Below are 18,023 nucleotides of genomic sequence, written 5' to 3' on the forward strand. Positions count from 1 at the left end.
CACAGGCGTTGAGCACTCGACGCCGTCGATTGGGGTGATCTGATTAGCGAACAATGTCGAAAGCGGTCCCGGGCCGCGAGAAGGAAATCGCCAGAATCTGCCGGTACGCCATGGCATGAGTGTGGGTGTTGCGCGCCGGAGTCACGTAATGGCGCATGTCGCGATCGAGGAAGTAAGTGGTATCGAGAATTTCCTCGTAAGTGGTCGCTGCCAGTTGCTGCTGATGGACGTCGTATAAGCGACTCTCCGCACCCTCGACATTATTGCGCCCCCAGAAGTGCACACCGCTGAACGGATAGCCATCGCAGTGAATGCCTTCCGGGGTGATTTCCAGCTGTTTGCCGGGTTTGATCTCGATGCGGATCTGATGAATCTGGCACTGCCAGATTTCATCGTGCAACTCTTCCGGCAGCACGCTTTTGTACACTTCGAAATCAGTGTCGATCAGGCTGCGCATCACCGGCGAAGTAATCACTTCCTCGGAAAAGTCCTGGAAGTGGCGCACCACGCCGCCGACATAGGCATTGTTCTCTTTCGATTGCACATAGGGGCGATGCTCAAGCTGGGTGAGTCCGCGGGTTTTCGGGTTGTATTCAAAGTCACTGTAACGACGGTAGCGCATGCCGGCTTCGGCCTGACCGTAGTAACTGTCAGGCTCCATGTTTTCCCAACTTTTGGTCAGTCTGACGAAGTCGGCAAAATGACCGTAGAGATTGAAGTCACCACCCTGGACGTTGACAAATTTGTCGCGCCGTAGCGATTCGCCCACTTCTCTGTTCAAAACGATCATTACCAATTCTCCGCTGCGTTGAACGCCCTAATCTATTAGGTGGAGAAATGGCGTCCATGAGAAAGAATTTCAGGCATTTGAAACACTGCTTGAAACGAAATTCGCAGCGCTTTAAAAACAACTTTCACATCACAAAAACACTGGTTTTTCCGGTTTCCGTCGAAAAAACGTCGAAAAAAAACCCCGAGCGAATCGGGGTTTTCTCATTTCTCTTACAGCGGATCGATCATCAGAAGATGTTGATCGGGTAGTCCACGAATACACGCACCTCGTTACCGCTGACGTTGTATTCACTGGACTTCTGCGACACACGCAGGATCGAGCTGCGCAGCTTCACGCTCAGGTCTTTGGCCGGGCCACTTTGCACGACGTACTTGAACTGGTTGAAGATTTCGCGCTCGGTGCCGCCTTCGCTGGTGGAGGTGGTGATGTTGTCGCCACGTACGTAAGCAAAGTTGTAGCTCAGACCCGGAACGCCAAACGAACCGAAGTCCAGGCCGTAGCCCAGTTGCCAGCTGCGTTCGTCTTCGGCGTTGAAGTCGGACCAGTAGGAGTTGGCCAGGTAGATGGAGTTACCACCGTCGCCGACACGACCCTGATCTTTCTGGTAACCGCCATAGGCGTAACCGAGGTTGCTGTCGCCAGTGGAACGCTGATGCGCCACGGTGAACGAGTGCGGGCCGGTGGCGAACGTGGCTGCCAGGCTCCAGATCTTGTTGTCGCGACCGGTGACGATGCTTTCGCCCGGCACGGTGTTTTCTCGCACGTACGAGCTGTCGAGTTTGGTGCGATAGCCGTTGAAGTCCAGGGTCAGCGACTGATCCTTGTTGAACGGGATGACGTAGTTGGCATTCACGTATTGTTTCTTCAGGACGTCTTCGACGTCGGACGCATACAGAGCGCCTTTGAAGTTTTCGGTGAACTGATAGCTGCCGCCCAACACGTTGATCGACTTCAGACCGCCGCTGTCACGGCCTTCATCGCTCTTGCGCGACTCGGCGGTGAAACGACCGGCGTTCAATTCCAGACCTTCGATCTCACGGGAAGTGACCAGAGTCCCGGTGTAACTTTCCGGCAGCAGACGCACGTTGTCGTAGCTCAGCACCGGCAAGGCCGGCATCTGGTCGCCGTAGGTCAGCACGGTGTTGGAGAAACGGAATTTGACCGCGGCGCCGCCCTTGGCGATGTCGTGGTTCGCGCGACCGTCATTTTCCTGCCTGAAGAAATCGATACCGCCAGCGCCGCTGCGGCCCTTGCCGCCATCCAGACGCAAGGCGTACAGACCGAAAGCGTCCACACCGACACCGACAGTGCCTTGGGTGAAGCCCGACGAGAACGTACCGATGGCCGCTTGGCCCCATTCGGCCTTGTCCTTGTTTCCGTCTTTGTAATCACGATTGATGTAGGCGTTGCGCAGCAGCACTTTCAGGCTGCTGTCTTCAACGAAGCCCTTGGATTCGGCCTGGTCGTTTGCCATGGCCTGTGTAGCACTCAACATCCCCAGTGCGATCAGACTGATTCGCTTGTTCAACATTTTGTTTTCCTTATCACGGGTTGAAACGCGCTGTGTCGAACGGCTGAAACGGCGCTTTTGCACTCTTGTATTCACCCCGAAACAAAAAGACCCGCCACCGATGATTCATGGCGGGCCTGCTCCTTTTTTTGATTCATGGCGGTTAGCCACAGGCGTTGGGCCGAATCGTAGCCGCGCCCTGAACAGTGTATCAATTTCAAGAATCGTCTAGAAACAAGCAGAAATCGTCTAAGAAATGGAAATTTTGCGCTGGCGGCTTGCTGTTAAATGCGTGGAGCCAGTGAATCCGCTGCGTGACAGACGTAGCGTACCTACGCCTGACTGGAAAAGGGGATGTATTACAATTTTCTTCCGAACCCGGCCGACCTGTGAATCTGACAAAGTTGGATCAAAGCAGACATAAGTTGAAACAATCAACCAAGTGAAGTAATAAGGAATAATTAACGGAAGCAAATGCAAAGCATTACCATCCGCGCGATCGAATTCTCCCACCCTCTCGGATGCGCTGTTAAATGCCTGCCCCGTTCTGTCTCACGCCCTTGACCCTTGGGCTTTCTGCTTTGCTGTCCAGCGGTTTTGCCTTCGCTGCAACCGAATTACCCGCTACTGCGATCAACGCCGAAGCGCAGGCGGATGACCCGCGAGTAAGGCTCAGTAACACCGCGACGCGCACCGCCACGCCGGTGCGTTATGTGCCGCAGGCGATCGATTCGATCAAGACTTCGAACGTCGCCAACTACGGCACCAATGATATTGGCGACGCATTGAGCGGCATGCCCAACGTCAGCAGCAGCGCCGACACCCGCTTCGACAGCCTGCGCATCCGTGGCTTCGATGCCAGCAACGACTTTTATCTGGACGGCATCCGCGACGACAGCCAATACAAGCGCGACCTGCACAATGTCGAGCGCGTCGAAGTGCTCAAAGGCCCGGCCGCAGTGCTGTACGGCCGCGGCAGCCAAGGCGGGATCGTCAACCGCGTGAGCAAAATGCCCGAGTTCGGCCGCCGCTCGACGATCGAGGCCCAGGGCGGCAGCGAAGATTTGCGCAGTCTTTACGCCGACCTCAGCACCGACCCGAGCGAGAACATCAGCCTGCGCCTGAACATGGGCAACATGGACGAAAACAGCTTCCGCGATGGCGTCAGCGGCAATCGCCAGTTGTTCGCACCCTCGATGAGCTGGCAATTGACCCCCGATCTGAACTGGCTGGTGCAGTACGAATACAGCCGCTACAACCGCACGCCGGATCGCGGCATACCCGGCGTCAACGGCCGGCCGGCGGACGTAGGTCGTGATACCACGTATGGCAACGATCACGACTTCATCGACGACAAGGCGCAATCGCTGCGTTCGAAACTCACCTTTGAGCTCAACGACAGCTGGCAACTGCGCCAGACACTGGGCGTATTCAAGCTCGACAGCGATTTCGACAACACCTACCTCACCGGCTACACGCCAGCGACCAACAAGGTCACGCGTCAGCACTGGCAGCAGGACCTGACCACCCGCAACGTCTACAACAACCTCGAACTGGAAGGTGGCTTCGATACTTTCGGCCTCGAGCATCGCCTGCTGACCGGCGTCGAGATCGGTAGTCAACGCCGCGATCCGACGTTGTATAACGCCGCCACCGGCCGAACGCCCGGTGCGCAACCCGTTCCGTCGCTCGATCTGTACAGCCCCAACCGCGATCTTCGCCACACCGGCAGCATGCAGGTGGCCAGCAGCAGCCATACCGAAGTGGAGAGCCGCGCGGTGTACGTGCAGGATCAACTGCGCTTGAACGACCAATGGCAACTGCTCGGTGGTTTACGCTACGACACCTTCGCTATCGAATCGACCAACAAAATGCGCAATATCTCTGAGGATCGCGACAGCCACAGCACCAGCCCACGCGTCGGTCTGGTCTGGACGCCGCTGCAGAATCACTCGTTCTACGCTTCGTGGTCGAAGACCTTTTCGCCGGTGGGCGGCGGCTTGATTGGCATCACACCGGGCGCGGCCGGTAATACCAACGACCTCAGCCCCGAACTGACCAAGCAGAAAGAAATCGGCGTGAAGAGCGATTGGCTCGATGACCGTTTGAGTACCACCCTGGCCGTTTACGATCTTGAGCTCTACAACCGCCGCACTGCCGATCCGAACGACCCGACCCTGACGGTAATGTCCGGTCTGCAACGCTCACGCGGTATCGAATTGACCGCCACCGGCAACCTCGTCGGCAACTGGTACGTGCGCGGTGGCGTCGGCGTGCAGGACGCAACCATCGAGAAGGACAACAACGGCCTGGAAGGCAAGCGCATCAACAACGTCGCCAAGCGCAACGCCAGTCTGTTCCTGACCTGGAAACCGGAAATGGGCTGGTACGGCGAGACCGGCCTGACCCTCGTTGGCCAGCGTTATGCCGACAATGCCAACACCGTGGTATTGCCAGGATATGGTCGCTGGGATGCGCTGGTCGGTTACCGGATGAAGGAGTGGGATCTGCGTGCGGCGCTGAACAACATTGCTGATCGCGAGTATTACGCCTCAGCGACCAGCCAGTATCAGATCCAACCGGGTGCGCCACGCAGTGTCGTGATGACCGGCACCTACAGTTTCTGATTGCACATAACATCTGGTGGGAGCAAGCCCCCTCCACAGATTCAATGTTCGCGATGGTATTTGTGTCGTGCATAAAAAAGCGCCGCCCTCCCGGCAGCGCTTTTTCCAATCCCTGTTGTTCTTCCTATCCTTCCATCACAGCCCACAACGCATCCAGTTCGGCCTCGCTGAACAGGTCAGCGGGATAGCGCTCGATCATCATCCGGCGCGGATCAGGTTCTCTGATCTGACGCGTTCCATTGGATTTCAACCAGTGCGCCACACGCTGGAGCGTTTCGCCGTTGACGGCCATGGGATGCAAAGTCCGCTCGCTGATTACGTTCACTTCGGCGTTCATTTCAGCGCTCTCTCCCGTTCGTGAGCGGCTACGTTATCCAAGATTCATGACAGAACTGTTGAAGTTCCTCTCCCTCCCTAGTGCAACAGAAGCAATACAAGAGGTATGCCAAGGTTTTTACCGGGACGACCAGTGGAGGCAAAAAAGCCCGCGGTCCTTTCGGGCTGCGGGCTTGGTGTTCCTGACCGGTACGTTAACAAACGTCAGGCTTTTTTATCTGCCAGCTCAGGCTGTTACGTCTGACCTCACTCTTTGTGCGGCGCCGGTTGTTGTTGGGTAAGGCAGTGAATATTGCCGCCGCCCAGTAACAGTTCGCGCCCCGGCACCATTACCACTTCGTGCTGCGGGAACAGCTTCTGCAGAATTTCCCTGGCCGGCGCGTCCATTGGGTCATCGAAGCTCGGCGCGATGATGCCGCCATTGACGATCAGAAAGTTCACGTAGGAACCCGCCAGACGCACGGAAGGATTGCGCTCCTGCGAACCGTCCACCGCGTCAACCCCGGCGCATTCTTCTTCGGTCGCATACAGCGGCCCCGGTATCGGCATCTTGTGCACCGTGAACGGGCGACCCTTGGCGTCGGTGCTGCTTTGCAGCACGTTCATTGCAGCCTGGCAGCGCGGGTAGTTCGGATCCTGCGGATCGTCGGTCCACGCCAGCAAAACTTCGCCCGGGCGCACGTAGCAGCAGAAGTTATCCACATGGCCGTCGGTTTCATCGTTGAACAAGCCATCCGGCAACCAGATGATCTTGTCCACGGCCAGGTTGTCGCTGAGCACCGCTTCGATTTCTTCGCGGCTCAGGTGCGGGTTGCGATTGCGGTTGAGCAGGCATTCTTCGGTGGTGATCAGCGTGCCTTCGCCATCGACATGAATCGAACCGCCTTCGAGCACGAAACCTTCAGTGCGGTAGCGCGGGCTGCGCTCGATTTCGAGGATCTTGCCGCCGACTTGCGAATCACGGTTCCACGGCGCATACAGGCCGCCATCGAAACCACCCCAGGCGTTGAAATCCCAGTTCACGCCGCGCACTTCGCCACGGTTGTTGATGACGAAGGTCGGACCGCTGTCACGCACCCAAGCGTCGTCGCTGGACATTTCCACCACGCGGATATTCGGCACATCGAGGCGCGCGCGGGCGTTTTCGTATTGGCCAGCGGAGACCGCAACGGTCACCGGCTCGAAGCGGGCGATAGCTTTGGCCACCGCGGCGTGTGCGGCCTGCGCCGGTTTGCCGCCCAGGCGCCAGTTGTCCGGGCGCTCGGGCCAGATCATCCAGGTCTGGGTCTGTGGCGCCCACTCGGCCGGCATGAAGAAGCCGTCGGCGCGTGGGGTACTTTTCAATGTGGTCATCAGGACTCCAGGGAACCGTCGAGGGTTTTCAACGCGCCGTACAGATTTGGCCGGCGGTCGCGGAATGAACCCCACGCGCTGCGAATATGTTCCAGCTCGTCGAGGTTGAACGTGTGCACAAGAATACCTTCTTCGGTTTTATTCAGCTCCTGCACTTTTTCGCCGAACTGGTTGGCGATAAACGAGGAGCCGTAGAAGGTGATGTCGTAGCCGTCCTGCTCTTCGTTGCCGATGCGGTTGCTGGCAATCAGCGGCATCAGGTTGGCACCGGCATGGCCCTGCTGCACACGCTGCCAATGATCGCGCGATGAGATGGTCTTGTCGTGTGGCTCGCTGCCGATGGCAGTCGGATAGAAGAGGATTTCCGCACCCTGCAGCGCCATGCTGCGTGCAGCTTCCGGGAACCACTGGTCCCAGCAGATGCCCACGCCGATTTTTGCGTAACGGGTGTTCCATACCTTGAAACCGGTGTCGCCCGGGTTGAAGTAATACTTCTCGTGATAACCCGGGCCGTCGGGGATGTGGCTCTTGCGATAAATCCCCAGATTACTCCCGTCGGCGTCGATGATCGCGATGCTGTTGAAGCGTGCCCGCCCGGCCAATTCGTAGAAGCTGATCGGCAGCACTACTTGCAACTCTCTGGCGATTGTCTGGAAATGCTTGATGGCGACGTTCTCTTCAACCGTCGTCGCCAGTTGCAGGTAATCCGGATTCGGTTTCTGGCAAAAGTACGGCGCCTCGAACAGCTCCTGAATCAGGATGATCTGCGCGCCTTTGGCGGCAGCTTCGCGGACCAGCCTTTCAGCGGTTTCGAGGTTGGCTTCAAGATCCCACGAACAGGCCATCTGCGTGGCGGCGACGGTAACGATACGGCTCATGAATCATCTCCGGGCTAGTGCTTTGACGGTCAAAGAATTTGACCGAAAAGAAAACGCGCGCACCGGACAAGCGATCGCCACCCCGGAGCAATGGCGACTTTATAACCGATAAATATCGACTTTAAAAGCGACTGAAACGCCTTCTATCTAAATAAACCCAGAAAATACCGATACAAATCGAATTTATCGTCCAAAACAAACGTGGGAGCGGGCTTGCTCGCGAAAGCGGTATTTCAGTCACTAGAGAGGGTGACTGAAATACCGCTTTCGCGAGCAAGCCCGCTCCCACAGGAGGATGTGCGGTGCTTACAGGCCTTCAGCAAGCACCCGATCCAGCATATCGACAAAGAAATCCACACTCTGGCGCGACGTCACCATTGGCGGCTTGATCTTGAGGATGTTCAAGTCATCGCCGGTCGGCTGCATGAAAATCCCCAACTCGCGCAGGCGATCACACAGCAACGCGGTCTCGGCGGTTGCCGGCTCCAGCGTCTGCCGATCGCGGATCAGCTCCAGGCCCAGATAAAACCCGGAGCCGTGTACCGCACCCACCAGCGGATGTTTATCGATCAATGCTTGGAGCCGCGCCTTGAAGTGGCCGCCGACCACCTGGGCTTTCTCCCAGAGTTTTTCTTCCTCCATCACATCCAGCACCGCCATGCCGATCTGGCAACTGACTGGACTGCCGCCCGCCGATGAGAAGAAATAACCCTCGGCCTCCAGCGCCTCGGCTATTTCCCGGCGAGTGATCACCGCGCCAAGTGGCTGGCCGTTACCCATGCCTTTGGCCATGGTGATGATGTCCGGCACTACGCCCTGCTCTTCGAAGCCCCAGAAAAAATGGCCCATGCGCCCGTAACCGACCTGCACTTCGTCAGCGATGCACACCCCGCCTTGCGCGCGGACCTTCTCATACACCTGCGGCAAATAGCCCGGCGGCAAAGAAATACCCCCGGCATTGCCGTACACCGGCTCGCAGATGAAACCGGCCAGTTGGCGCTTCTGCTCGGCCAGTTTTTGCAGATGATGCTCGACGCTGCGCACGTAATCCGGCGCCGAATCGGCGCCACGGAATTCGCCGCGATAAGTGTTCGGCGCCGGCACCGGGTGCACCCAGTCCGGGCGGCTTTCCAGCGCCTTCGGGTTGTCGGCAATCGACGTCGATACCGCATCGGCGCCGACCGTCCAGCCGTGATATGCCTCGAGCACACTGACCATGTCGCGCCCGCCGCTGTAGGCCCAGGCCAGACGAATCGCCAGGTCATTGGCCTCGCTGCCGCTGTTGACCAGGAACACGCGATCCATGCCCTTCGGCGCCAGCTTCAGCAAGCGCTCGGAAAACTCGGCGACCGCTGCGTAGTTGAAGCGCGAGTTGGTGTTGAGCAGCGACCACTGCCGCGCCGCGACCGCCGCCATCCGCGGATGACCGTGGCCGAGCACCGCGACGTTGTTGAGCATGTCCAGATACGAACGGCCCTGCATGTCGATAAGGTGATTGCGCCAGCCGCGCTCAATACGTGGCGGGTCGACGTAATAGTGTTTTTGCGTGCGGGCGAAACTGGCGTCGCGGCGTTCGAGCAGGGTTTTCGCGTCCAGCTCAGGCTCGGCATCGCAGGCCAGCCCGAGCAAGGTCGCCGGTGATGGGCACAAAGTCCGCCAGGCTGATGCGCGGGTCGGCGTGCAGAACAGCGGCGCGTCGAGCTCCGCTTCCCGGCACAACTGCACGAGCAGCGGCGCCGTGACCGCACCGAGTTTCTGGCCTTTCTTCAGTGCTGCGCCATGGCCAGGAATCGGCGTCACGCCCCACAGGCGGACGCTGAACTGCGGGCCATCGAGTTGCAGCGCACCGTCCGACGTTTGATTCAGAACGCCGGCGAACGGTGCTTGCACTTCGGCCCCGACGGGCACACGCAATTCGACATGTAACGGGAACGTGTCCGGCTCAGTCGCGCTGTCCGGCCGGGTGCGTGACAAGCGGTACTGGCCATAACGCGTCGCTGCCAGCCCATGCACCGCTGCCGCTTCTGTCAGCAAGCGTTGATCGATGCCTTCCTGCTCCCAGTTGCCAGCCTCGAAGTGCGGGCTCAACACGCCCAGATCGATCAGCGCAAATTCGCGCCCGACCAGGCCGGGCAGCAGCGGCGCAAATTGAATGTTTTCGCCACTCGGCAGGGGCTGGTCCACGGCCGCCAGAATGGCCGCTTCCATCAGCGCCAGGGGCACCGAGGTCGCGACGCGGAAAATTTCCCACTCATGGCTGAGGTTGTCGCGGCTGTAGGTATTGGTGGGATCGATGCTCACCTGCTGCTCGCCACTGAGCACCAGCACCGCCGCCCGCGCCACGATTAATGGCCACAGCGCTTGCAGCTCAGCGTACTGCAACGGATTGACCGCGTGATAAGCCTGGACCGCCGGCAGGATGACAAACGGATCGCCATCGGCGTGGTGCAGCAAAGCCGCACAGGTCACCGACAGATCAGTGATGCGCCAGGTGCGCACCAGATCACCGAAATCGATCACACCCTGCAGCTGCCAATGCCGCTGAGCATCGCGGGCCCAAACGACGTTGTCATCGGTGATATCCATGTGGATCGTCTGTACCGGCAGCTTGTCCAGCAACGGCCGCAAGCGGTGCCGGGCCTGCTCGGCAGCAGCGCTGATCGCCGCACGCTGCGGCTCGTCGTTGATCACTGGCAACAGATGACTGATCAAAGCATCGGCGTGACGCGCATCCCATTGCAAGGTGCGCTCAAGGCCCGGGTGATCGAAACCTGCCAAGGCCAGATCCATCTCGCCACAGAGCCGGCCAAACCCGGCGACCACGTTCTGGCCAAGATGATCGAAATCGGTCAACGGCTGCCCGTCGATGTACTCCAGCAATCGCACATGAACCGCTTCGCCATTGGCTTGCAGCGACAACAGGTCTTCACCGTTATTGGCAGCAATCACGCGAGGCACCTTGATCGGCGAGTGCTCGGCCAGATACTTGAGCCCGGCGTGCTGGGCTTGCAGCTCTACAAGCGCGTAATCGCCACGACAGACTTTCAACACGAAGCGCCCATTTGCGCTGTCGACGCGGTAATTCAGATCCTGCTGGCTGCCGAGCGCCTGCAACGTGCCGCCAATTCCGTAATATTCGGCCAGCCATTGCAGCGCCTGCGCCTCTGAAACCTGCGGACCGGGCAAACTGGCGCGATGAATCAACGTGGCGAGCGGCATGAAACGACCCCTGAAATTTTATTAGGCGCTTATATCGCCATTGCCTTAGCGGTTGCGCAACCCCCGGCTTCAATGAACGCTCCAATTCAAACCCAACACTCGCGCCCTGCAGCACTTTGCGCAAGAATGTCGGCCATTCACACTCATCAATGGAAATCCTCATGAATGTCATCACCACCGAGCTGCCCGGTGTTCTGATCATCGAACCCAAGGTGTTCGGCGACGAGCGCGGTTTTTTCTACGAGAGTTTCAATGCCAAGGCGTTTCAGGACGCCACCGGTCTCGATACGCAATTTGTCCAGGACAACCATTCGCGCTCGCAAAAAGGCGTGCTGCGTGGCCTGCATTACCAGTTGCAGAACACCCAGGGCAAACTGGTTCGCGTGACCGTGGGTGAAGTGCTTGATGTGGCGGTGGACATCCGTCGCAGCTCGCCGCATTTCGGCAAATCGGTGGCGGTGCGCCTGTCGGCGGAAAACCATCGTCAGCTGTGGGTGCCGGAAGGTTTCGCTCACGGTTTCGTGGTGCTGAGTGATTTTGCCGAATTCCTCTACAAGACCACCAACTATTACGACCCGACCTCCGAACGCAGCATTCGTTGGGACGACCCGGCGCTGGGCATCGACTGGCAACTGGACGAAGCGCCGAAGCTGTCGGCCAAGGACCAGGCAGCCGCGCTGCTCAAGGACGCTGACGTCTTCGCCTGAGGCCAGGTCTGTACGAAAACTCGCCGAGCGGTGATCAGGCAAGGCAAAAACAGGCGAGGAAGCGGAGTCCAGGTACCTAAATGAGCATTCCGAGCCTGTTTTTAACGCAGCATGATCGATGCGCAGGCAGTTTTCGTACAGAGCAAAGGCATAATGCGCCTGTCCCTACAGGCGCTACCGGCTCATGAAAGCATCTCTCCCTCGCAGACCCCGCTGGCGCAGCCTCGCGCTGTTGGCCCTGTGCCTGGCGCCGCTGCTGTGGCCGCTGGAACACCTCGCCGAGCGCTATTACCGCAGCGAACTCGCCGGGCAGAATCGCCAGACCCTCGATCTTTACGTCGCCAACCTGCTCGGCACCCTGCATCGCTATGAAGTGTTGCCGCAGATTCTCGGCGACTTGCCGGCCCTGCGCGCAGTCCTCGGCGCACCGGATGACGGCGTCACCCAAGGCAACGCCAACCGCCTGCTGAAAAACATCGCCGCGCAGACCGGCGCCGAAGTCATGTACCTGATGGACACCTCTGGCCAGACGCTGGCGGCGTCGAACTGGGACAAACGTGACAGTTTCGTCGGCCGCAATTTCGCCTTTCGCCCGTATTTCAGCGAAGCCATGGCCGGGCGCCTCGGGCGCTTCTTCGGCCTCGGCACGACGTCCGCCAAACGCGGCTACTTCTTCGCCGCCGCGGTGCGCAACGGCGAGAAGATCATCGGCGTGCTGGTGATCAAGGTCGACCTCGACCACACCGAAAGCCTGTGGGGCAAAACCCCGGAACAACTGCTGGTGACCGACCATAACGGCGTGGTCATCCTCACCTCGCGGCCCGAATGGCGTTTCCGCTCGACCCGCGAGTTGAGCGATACAGAGCGCTCGGCGATCACTGCGATCCAGCCGTACCCGACGCGTGAGCCGCGGCCGCTGAACCTCAGCCCCGACGCCTGGCTGATCCAGACCCACGATATCGCCGAAACCGGCTGGAGCGTCAGCATCCTCGCGCCGCGCACGCTGATCGACCGCCCGGTGCGCACCGTCGTCGCGATTGGCGGGGCGACGCTGCTGGTGGTGATGCTGCTGCTGGGCCTGATGATGCAGCGCCGTCGCCATTATCTGGAGCGCATCGCCTTCGAGGCCAAGGCGCGACGTGAGCTCGAAGGCCGGGTTGCCGAGCGCACCAGCGATCTTGAAGGCCTCAACCGACGCCTGAAGCAGGAAGTGCTGGAACGCGAAACCGCGCAACAGGAATTGGTTCGCGCGCAGGATGATCTGGTTCAGGCCGGCAAACTGTCGGCACTGGGGACGATGTCGGCAAGCATCAGCCACGAACTCAATCAGCCGCTGGCGGCGATCCGCAGCTACGCGGAAAACGCCGAAGTGCTGCTCGATCATCAGCGCACCGACGACGCGCGCGGCAACCTCAAGTTGATCAGCGAACTGACCGGGCGCATGGCCTCGATCATCGCCCACCTGCGCGCCTTCGCCCGTCGAGACCGCCACGCCCCGGAGAGCGTCGCCCTGCAACCGGCGCTGGACGATGCGCTGGCCTTGCTGGCCAAACGTCGGCGCAGCATGGAAGTCGAACTGATCCGCGACCTGCCCGCCGCGACGCTGTGGGTCGAGGCCGGCGAAACCCGCTTGCGCCAGGTTCTCGGTAACCTGCTCGCCAACGCTCTCGATGCCCTGACTGAAAAAGGCCCGCCGCGCAAATTGTGGCTGAGTGCCGAAGCCACCGCCGACGGCGTCAATCTGTACATTCGCGACAACGGCCCCGGGTTCTGCATGGAAGCCCTTGGCCGCGCCAGCGAGCCCTTTTACACCACCAAGACTCGCACGCAAGGCCTGGGTCTGGGGCTGGCCATTTGCGAAACGCTGATGCGCGCTTTCGGCGGTGAGTTGTCGTTCGCCAACCATAAGCAAGGCGGCGCCCTGATCACCCTGCGCCTGCGCGCCGGCGCGCCCGGGGTCAGCCTGCAACCGTCCGAGGATCGAAGTGCATGACCATCGACAATCGCATCCAGGTAGTGTTGATCGACGACGATCCGCACTTGCGCCAGGCCCTCGGCCAGACCCTGGACCTGGCCGGCCTGAAAATCCTGCCGCTGTCCGAAGCCAAGGGCCTGGCTGCGCAACTTGAGCGTGACTGGCCGGGCGTAGTGGTCAGCGATATTCGCATGCCGGGCATGGATGGCCTCGAACTGCTGAGCGAATTGCACGCGCAGGATCCCGAGTTGCCGGTGCTGCTGATCACCGGCCATGGCGACGTGCCCTTGGCGGTGCAAGCGATGCGCGCCGGTGCTTACGATTTTCTGGAAAAACCGTTTGCCAGCGATGCCCTGCTCGACAGCGTCCGCCGTGCCCTCTCGCTAAGGCGACTGGTGCTGGACAACCGCAGCCTGCGTCTGGCGCTGAGCGATCGCAACGAACTGAGCGCGCGGCTGGTCGGCCATTCGACGCCGATGCTGCGCCTGCGCGAGCAGATCGGTGCGCTGGCAGCGACCAAGGCTGACGTGCTGATCCTCGGCGAAACCGGTGCTGGCAAAGAAGTCGTAGCCCGTGCATTGCATGACTTGTCGAGCCGGCGCAACGGCCCGTTCGTGGCGATCAACGCTGGCGCGCTGGCGGAATCGGTGGTGGAAAGCGAGCTGTTCGGCCACGAACCCGGCGCCTTCACCGGAGCGCAGAAACGTCGCATCGGCAAATTCGAATTCGCCAACGGCGGCACGCTGTTTCTCGACGAAATCGAAAGCATGAGCATGGACGTGCAAGTGAAATTGCTGCGCATGTTGCAGGAGCGTGTCGTCGAACGCCTGGGCGGCAACCAACTGATCCCGCTGGACATTCGCGTCATTGCCGCGACCAAGGAAGACCTGCGTCAGGCCGCCGACCAGGGCCGCTTCCGCGCCGACTTGTATTACCGTCTCAACGTCGCGCCGTTGCGCATCCCGCCGCTGCGCGAACGAGGCGAAGACGCCTTGGTGCTGTTCCAGCATTACGCCGACGAAGCCAGTGCTCGCCACGGTTTGCCGCCCCACCCATTGCAACCGGCACAACGCGCTCTGCTGCTGCGTCACACCTGGCCGGGCAATGTGCGTGAGCTGCAAAATGCCGCCGAGCGGTTTGCGCTGGGACTGGAGCTGGCATTGGATAATAGCGCTGATGGCAGCGGCGGCACGCCTGTCGAAGTAGTCAGCGGCGGCCTCAGCGAGCAGGTGGAAAATTTCGAGAAATCGCTGATCGCCGCCGAACTGGCGCGCTCGCACAGCTCGGTGCGCAGCCTCGCCGAAGCCCTGGGCATTCCGCGCAAAACCCTGCACGACAAATTGCGCAAACATGGCCTGAATTTCGGCGACAGCAGCCATGGGGAAGAGAACGAATGAGCAGCGAAAGCGCATACCTGCAAACGGTGCTGCACCACGACATTCCGCTCACTGCCGAGATGGGTCTCGAGGTGCTCGAGTGGCGCGAGCAACAATTAAGCCTGCACCTGCCGCTCGCACCCAACGTCAACCACAAGAGCACCATGTTTGGCGGCAGCCTGTACTGCGGCGCGGTGCTGGCCGGTTGGGGCTGGTTGCATTTGCGTTTGAAGGAAGAAGGAATTGGCGACGGACACATCGTCATTCAGGAAGGGCAGATCAGTTATCCGCTGCCGGTGACCGGAGACGCCGTGGCGATTTGCCCGGCGCCTGATGCGGCAATATGGAAGAAGTTTCTGGCGATGTACCGGCGTTATGGGCGAGCGCGGTTGACGCTGGATACGCGGATCCTGAATGCGGGAAGTGCAGACGATGCGGTGAGATTTACCGGGCAGTACGTTTTGCACCGCTGAAGCAAAAGTTCTCAGGAGCGTGCCAACTCCAACAGTTGCGCACGCCACGCAGCCTTCGCCGGCAACGCCAGAAAAAACCCGTTCAACAGCGATTCCCGCGCTGGGTAACAAAACGCTTCACCGTTCAGATCCAGCACCTCGCCTCCCGCCCCTTCCAGCACACCTTGAGCTGCCGCCGTGTCCCACTGCGAAGTCGGCGCCAGACGCGGATAGCAGTCGGCAGCACCTTCGGCGAGCAGACAAAATTTCAATGAACTGCCGATATTGGCCAGTTGCAGCTCACCGAGACTGGCGCTCAAACCGGCCAGCAAACGCTCTTGCTCGGGACTGGAATGTCGACGGCTGGCCACCACGGTAAACGCCTCGCCCGGCGCTGGCACATCGCGTACCTGAATCGGCACCGGCGTTGCGCCCTTGTCGCCACGCCATGCACCGAGCCCGGCGCCACCGACGTAAAAACGACCGCTGGTCGGCATCGTCACCACGCCAAACACCACTTGACCGTTTTCGATCAGTGCGATGTTGACGGTGAATTCCTCGCTACCGCTGATGAACTCCTTGGTGCCGTCCAGCGGATCCACCAGCCACCAGCGCTGCCAACCGGCGCGCACGCTCTGCGGGATATTGGCGTCCTCTTCCGACAACACCGGAATGCTCGGATCAAGCGCCGTCAGCCCGGCAACGATAAGGTGATGCGCAGCCAGGTCGGCGGCCGTCACCGGCGAATCATCGGGCTTTGCCGTGACTTCAACGCCGACACGCCAGAACGGCAGAATCGCCTCGCCAGCCTGCAGAGCCAGCTCAATTACCGGTGCCATCAACGGATGGGGATAATTCATCGACGTCTCACTCATAGCTGAATATCCCGCGCTGGCTCAGCAGGTCACGGACCAAATACAGCGCCGCCAACGCGCGGCCTTCGGTAAATTGCGGGTTGAGCGCCAGCGTCGACAGTTCGCGCAGGTTGACCTTGTCGACCCGCATCGGCTCCGGCTCATCGCCTTCCAGCCGTTCTTCGTAGAGATCGGTGGCCAGCACCACCTGGATCTTCTGGCTCATGTAGCCGGGCGACAGCGACAGCTCGGTCAGATGTTCCAGTTGGCGCGCGCCATAACCGGCCTCTTCCTTGAGCTCCCGCTCGGCTGCCGCCAGCACGTCTTCGCCCGGCTCGATCAGGCCTTTGGGCAAAGACAGTTCGTATTCGTCAGTGCCGCCGCAATATTCCTCGATCAGCACCGCATGTTCAGCGTCGAGCATGGCGACAATCATCACCGCGCCGTAGCCAGCACCTTTGCCGACCAAACGCTCGTAGGTGCGCTCCACGCCATTGGAAAATCGCAGCTTGAGTTCTTCGACGCGAAACAGGCGACTGGTAGCGACGATCTCGCGGGCGAGTACGGTGGGTTTCTGGCGCATGCAAAGCTCCTTGGCGTGAACGCGCTACTATAACGCGGCTTTCCCGATTGTTTGCGTCGGATATCCTTTCATCGTTCGAGACGTTGCCATGCCATCTTTACCGTGGTCCGACATTGATACCGTTCTGCTCGATATGGACGGCACGCTGCTGGATCTGCACTTCGACAATCATTTCTGGCTCGAGCACCTGCCCCAGCGCTACGCCGAACTGCACGGTATCAGCCGGGCCATGGCCGAACTGGAGTTGCAGCCGTTGTTCGAACGCCACGCCGGCCAGTTGCAATGGTATTGCCTGGATTTCTGGAGCGCGGAGCTGAAGCTTTCGGTGCGCGAATTGAAACAGGAAACCGCGCACTTGATCGCCCTGCGCGCGGATGCCGATACTTTTCTCGACGCGATCAAGCGTGCCGGCAAACGGGTGATCATGATCACCAATGCGCACCGCGATTCGCTGTCGTTGAAACTGGAACGGATCGAACTGGCACCGTACTTCGAGCGGCTGATCAGCTCGCATGACTATGGTTATCCCAAGGAGAACCCGCAGTTCTGGGATGCCCTTCAGGCCGACATCGGTTTTGATCCGGCGCGCAGCCTTTTTATCGACGACACCTTGCCAATCCTGCGCAGTGCACGGGATTTTGGCGTGGCGCATCTGCTCGCGGTGAAAGAACCGGACAGCCGCAAAGGGCCGAAGGACACCGCAGAATTTGCCGCAGTCGAGGACTACCGCGATCTCATCGCCGGACTGTGATCCCTGCAGGAGCTGCCGATCGCGGCCCGAGCCTTCGGCAGCTCCTACATGACTGCGTTACTTTGGAATACGCAGCTTTTGCCCCGGATAAATCTTGTTCACATCCTTGAGCATCGGTTTGTTGGCTTCGAAAATTTTCTCGTACTGGTTGGCATTGCCATAGACGCGCAGTGAAATCGCACTGAGCGTGTCACCTGCCTTGACCTCGACAAACTCGGCAGCCACGACGACCGGTCCGGTCACAGTGATCTGATCATCGACACTGCCTACGCCCGCAATATTGCCCACGGCCAGCAGGATCTTTTCCTTTTCCTCCTGGCTCGCCACTTCACCGGTCACCGTCACCTTGTCGCCATCCACGGTCGCCTGCACGTTGGGATTGCCCAGCCCGACCTTGCTGATATGTTCCTTCAACTGCTCACTGGCGTTGGCATTGCCTGGGGTCAACAGATCGATCAGCTTCTCACCGGCCTCTTTTACAAAGCTCAAAAGACTCATAGCGCACACTCCTTGATTTGGGTTCCAGACGCCCAAGCCTAGACCACCCCAGCCAAACCCGGTTCCAGTCCGACCAATGACGCTGCCGCGCCGCAGGCGGTAGAATCGCCC

15 protein-coding genes are annotated in these 18,023 nt (G+C 59.9%); 6 read left to right on the top strand and 9 right to left on the bottom strand.

Going from position 1 to position 18,023, the window contains the following annotated elements:
• Positions 1 to 43: 43 nt before the first annotated feature.
• Positions 44 to 790: a 2OG-Fe dioxygenase family protein gene (locus CXF97_RS05120; RefSeq protein ID WP_101156821.1), complete on the bottom strand. Its 747-nt coding sequence runs from the start codon at positions 788 to 790 to the stop codon at positions 44 to 46.
• Positions 791 to 1,019: 229 nt separating this feature from the next.
• Entirely contained in the window at positions 1,020 to 2,324 is a 1,305-nt protein-coding gene (locus tag CXF97_RS05125; protein WP_101156823.1) for an OprD family porin, read from the bottom strand.
• A 512-nt stretch (positions 2,325 to 2,836) separates the two neighbouring features.
• Between CXF97_RS05125 and CXF97_RS05130 the strand changes: the two genes are divergently transcribed.
• A complete protein-coding gene (locus CXF97_RS05130) occupies positions 2,837 to 4,930 on the top strand; it encodes a TonB-dependent siderophore receptor (RefSeq protein ID WP_101156825.1) in 2,094 nt (697 codons plus the stop codon).
• A gap of 124 nt (positions 4,931 to 5,054) precedes the next feature.
• Here the strand turns inward: CXF97_RS05130 and CXF97_RS05135 are convergent, their stop codons facing one another.
• From CXF97_RS05135 to CXF97_RS05150, 4 genes are all read right to left on the bottom strand, one after another.
• Positions 5,055 to 5,267 carry a hypothetical protein gene (locus CXF97_RS05135; RefSeq protein ID WP_090288350.1) on the bottom strand — a complete coding sequence of 71 codons (213 nt, stop codon included), beginning with the start codon at positions 5,265 to 5,267 and terminating at the stop codon, positions 5,055 to 5,057.
• 245 nt (positions 5,268 to 5,512) lie between these two features.
• On the bottom strand, positions 5,513 to 6,619 hold the full coding sequence (gene aguA, locus CXF97_RS05140) for an agmatine deiminase (protein ID WP_101156827.1): 1,107 nt from the start codon (positions 6,617 to 6,619) through the stop codon (positions 5,513 to 5,515).
• Positions 6,619 to 7,497, bottom strand: a complete 879-nt coding sequence (aguB, locus tag CXF97_RS05145; RefSeq protein ID WP_101156829.1) for an N-carbamoylputrescine amidase — start codon at positions 7,495 to 7,497, stop codon at positions 6,619 to 6,621. The genes aguA and aguB overlap by 1 nt, the downstream gene beginning before the upstream one ends.
• Before the next feature lie 306 nt (positions 7,498 to 7,803).
• Positions 7,804 to 10,716 (bottom strand): aminotransferase, encoded by a 2,913-nt coding sequence (locus tag CXF97_RS05150; RefSeq protein WP_101156831.1) that lies wholly within the window; start codon positions 10,714 to 10,716, stop codon positions 7,804 to 7,806.
• Positions 10,717 to 10,877: 161 nt separating this feature from the next.
• On the opposite strand from CXF97_RS05150, the gene rfbC reads away from it, so the two are divergent.
• The 4 genes from rfbC to CXF97_RS05175 all read left to right on the top strand — a co-directional run bounded on the left by rfbC (position 10,878) and on the right by CXF97_RS05175 (position 15,247).
• A complete protein-coding gene (rfbC, locus tag CXF97_RS05155; protein ID WP_101156832.1) occupies positions 10,878 to 11,423 on the top strand; it encodes a dTDP-4-dehydrorhamnose 3,5-epimerase in 546 nt (181 codons plus the stop codon).
• A 184-nt stretch (positions 11,424 to 11,607) separates the two neighbouring features.
• Positions 11,608 to 13,416 carry an ATP-binding protein gene (locus CXF97_RS05165; RefSeq protein WP_101156834.1) on the top strand — a complete coding sequence of 603 codons (1,809 nt, stop codon included), beginning with the start codon at positions 11,608 to 11,610 and terminating at the stop codon, positions 13,414 to 13,416.
• Entirely contained in the window at positions 13,413 to 14,795 is a 1,383-nt protein-coding gene (locus tag CXF97_RS05170) for a sigma-54 dependent transcriptional regulator (RefSeq protein WP_101156836.1), read from the top strand. The genes CXF97_RS05165 and CXF97_RS05170 overlap by 4 nt, the downstream gene beginning before the upstream one ends.
• Positions 14,792 to 15,247 (top strand): thioesterase domain-containing protein, encoded by a 456-nt coding sequence (locus CXF97_RS05175; protein WP_101156838.1) that lies wholly within the window; start codon positions 14,792 to 14,794, stop codon positions 15,245 to 15,247. Before CXF97_RS05170 ends, CXF97_RS05175 begins: the two co-directional genes overlap by 4 nt.
• 11 nt (positions 15,248 to 15,258) lie before the next feature.
• Here CXF97_RS05175 and cysQ read toward each other — a convergent pair whose 3' ends face one another.
• Both cysQ and nudE read right to left on the bottom strand, forming a co-directional pair.
• Positions 15,259 to 16,086, bottom strand: coding sequence for a 3'(2'),5'-bisphosphate nucleotidase CysQ (gene cysQ, locus CXF97_RS05180; RefSeq protein ID WP_101156839.1), 828 nt, complete (start codon positions 16,084 to 16,086; stop codon positions 15,259 to 15,261).
• Between the two features lie 7 nt (positions 16,087 to 16,093).
• A complete protein-coding gene (gene nudE / locus CXF97_RS05185; RefSeq protein WP_101156841.1) occupies positions 16,094 to 16,663 on the bottom strand; it encodes an ADP compounds hydrolase NudE in 570 nt (189 codons plus the stop codon).
• Between the two features lie 88 nt (positions 16,664 to 16,751).
• On the opposite strand from nudE, the gene yrfG reads away from it, so the two are divergent.
• A complete protein-coding gene (gene yrfG / locus CXF97_RS05190) occupies positions 16,752 to 17,414 on the top strand; it encodes a GMP/IMP nucleotidase (RefSeq protein ID WP_071174081.1) in 663 nt (220 codons plus the stop codon).
• Between the two features lie 57 nt (positions 17,415 to 17,471).
• Here the strand turns inward: yrfG and lysM are convergent, their stop codons facing one another.
• Positions 17,472 to 17,912, bottom strand: a complete 441-nt coding sequence (gene lysM, locus CXF97_RS05195; RefSeq protein WP_101156843.1) for a peptidoglycan-binding protein LysM — start codon at positions 17,910 to 17,912, stop codon at positions 17,472 to 17,474.
• Positions 17,913 to 18,023: the final 111 nt, after the last annotated feature.

This window comes from Pseudomonas sp. Choline-02u-1 (genome assembly GCF_002836515.1).
Classification (GTDB): Bacteria; Pseudomonadota; Gammaproteobacteria; order Pseudomonadales; family Pseudomonadaceae; genus Aquipseudomonas.

Bases quoted from the DNA above. Each gene is read 5' to 3' on its own strand.
- CXF97_RS05120 (WP_101156821.1), bottom strand. From the start codon at position 790: ATGATCGTTTTGAACAGAGAAGTGGGCGAATCGCTACGGCGCGACAAA.
- CXF97_RS05125 (WP_101156823.1), bottom strand. From the start codon at position 2,324: ATGTTGAACAAGCGAATCAGTCTGATCGCACTGGGGATGTTGAGTGCT.
- CXF97_RS05130 (WP_101156825.1), top strand. From the start codon at position 2,837: ATGCCTGCCCCGTTCTGTCTCACGCCCTTGACCCTTGGGCTTTCTGCT.
- CXF97_RS05135 (WP_090288350.1), bottom strand. From the start codon at position 5,267: ATGAACGCCGAAGTGAACGTAATCAGCGAGCGGACTTTGCATCCCATG.
- aguA (WP_101156827.1), bottom strand. From the start codon at position 6,619: ATGACCACATTGAAAAGTACCCCACGCGCCGACGGCTTCTTCATGCCG.
- aguB (WP_101156829.1), bottom strand. From the start codon at position 7,497: ATGAGCCGTATCGTTACCGTCGCCGCCACGCAGATGGCCTGTTCGTGG.
- CXF97_RS05150 (WP_101156831.1), bottom strand. From the start codon at position 10,716: ATGCCGCTCGCCACGTTGATTCATCGCGCCAGTTTGCCCGGTCCGCAG.
- rfbC (WP_101156832.1), top strand. From the start codon at position 10,878: ATGAATGTCATCACCACCGAGCTGCCCGGTGTTCTGATCATCGAACCC.
- CXF97_RS05165 (WP_101156834.1), top strand. From the start codon at position 11,608: ATGAAAGCATCTCTCCCTCGCAGACCCCGCTGGCGCAGCCTCGCGCTG.
- CXF97_RS05170 (WP_101156836.1), top strand. From the start codon at position 13,413: ATGACCATCGACAATCGCATCCAGGTAGTGTTGATCGACGACGATCCG.
- CXF97_RS05175 (WP_101156838.1), top strand. From the start codon at position 14,792: ATGAGCAGCGAAAGCGCATACCTGCAAACGGTGCTGCACCACGACATT.
- cysQ (WP_101156839.1), bottom strand. From the start codon at position 16,086: ATGAATTATCCCCATCCGTTGATGGCACCGGTAATTGAGCTGGCTCTG.
- nudE (WP_101156841.1), bottom strand. From the start codon at position 16,663: ATGCGCCAGAAACCCACCGTACTCGCCCGCGAGATCGTCGCTACCAGT.
- yrfG (WP_071174081.1), top strand. From the start codon at position 16,752: ATGCCATCTTTACCGTGGTCCGACATTGATACCGTTCTGCTCGATATG.
- lysM (WP_101156843.1), bottom strand. From the start codon at position 17,912: ATGAGTCTTTTGAGCTTTGTAAAAGAGGCCGGTGAGAAGCTGATCGAT.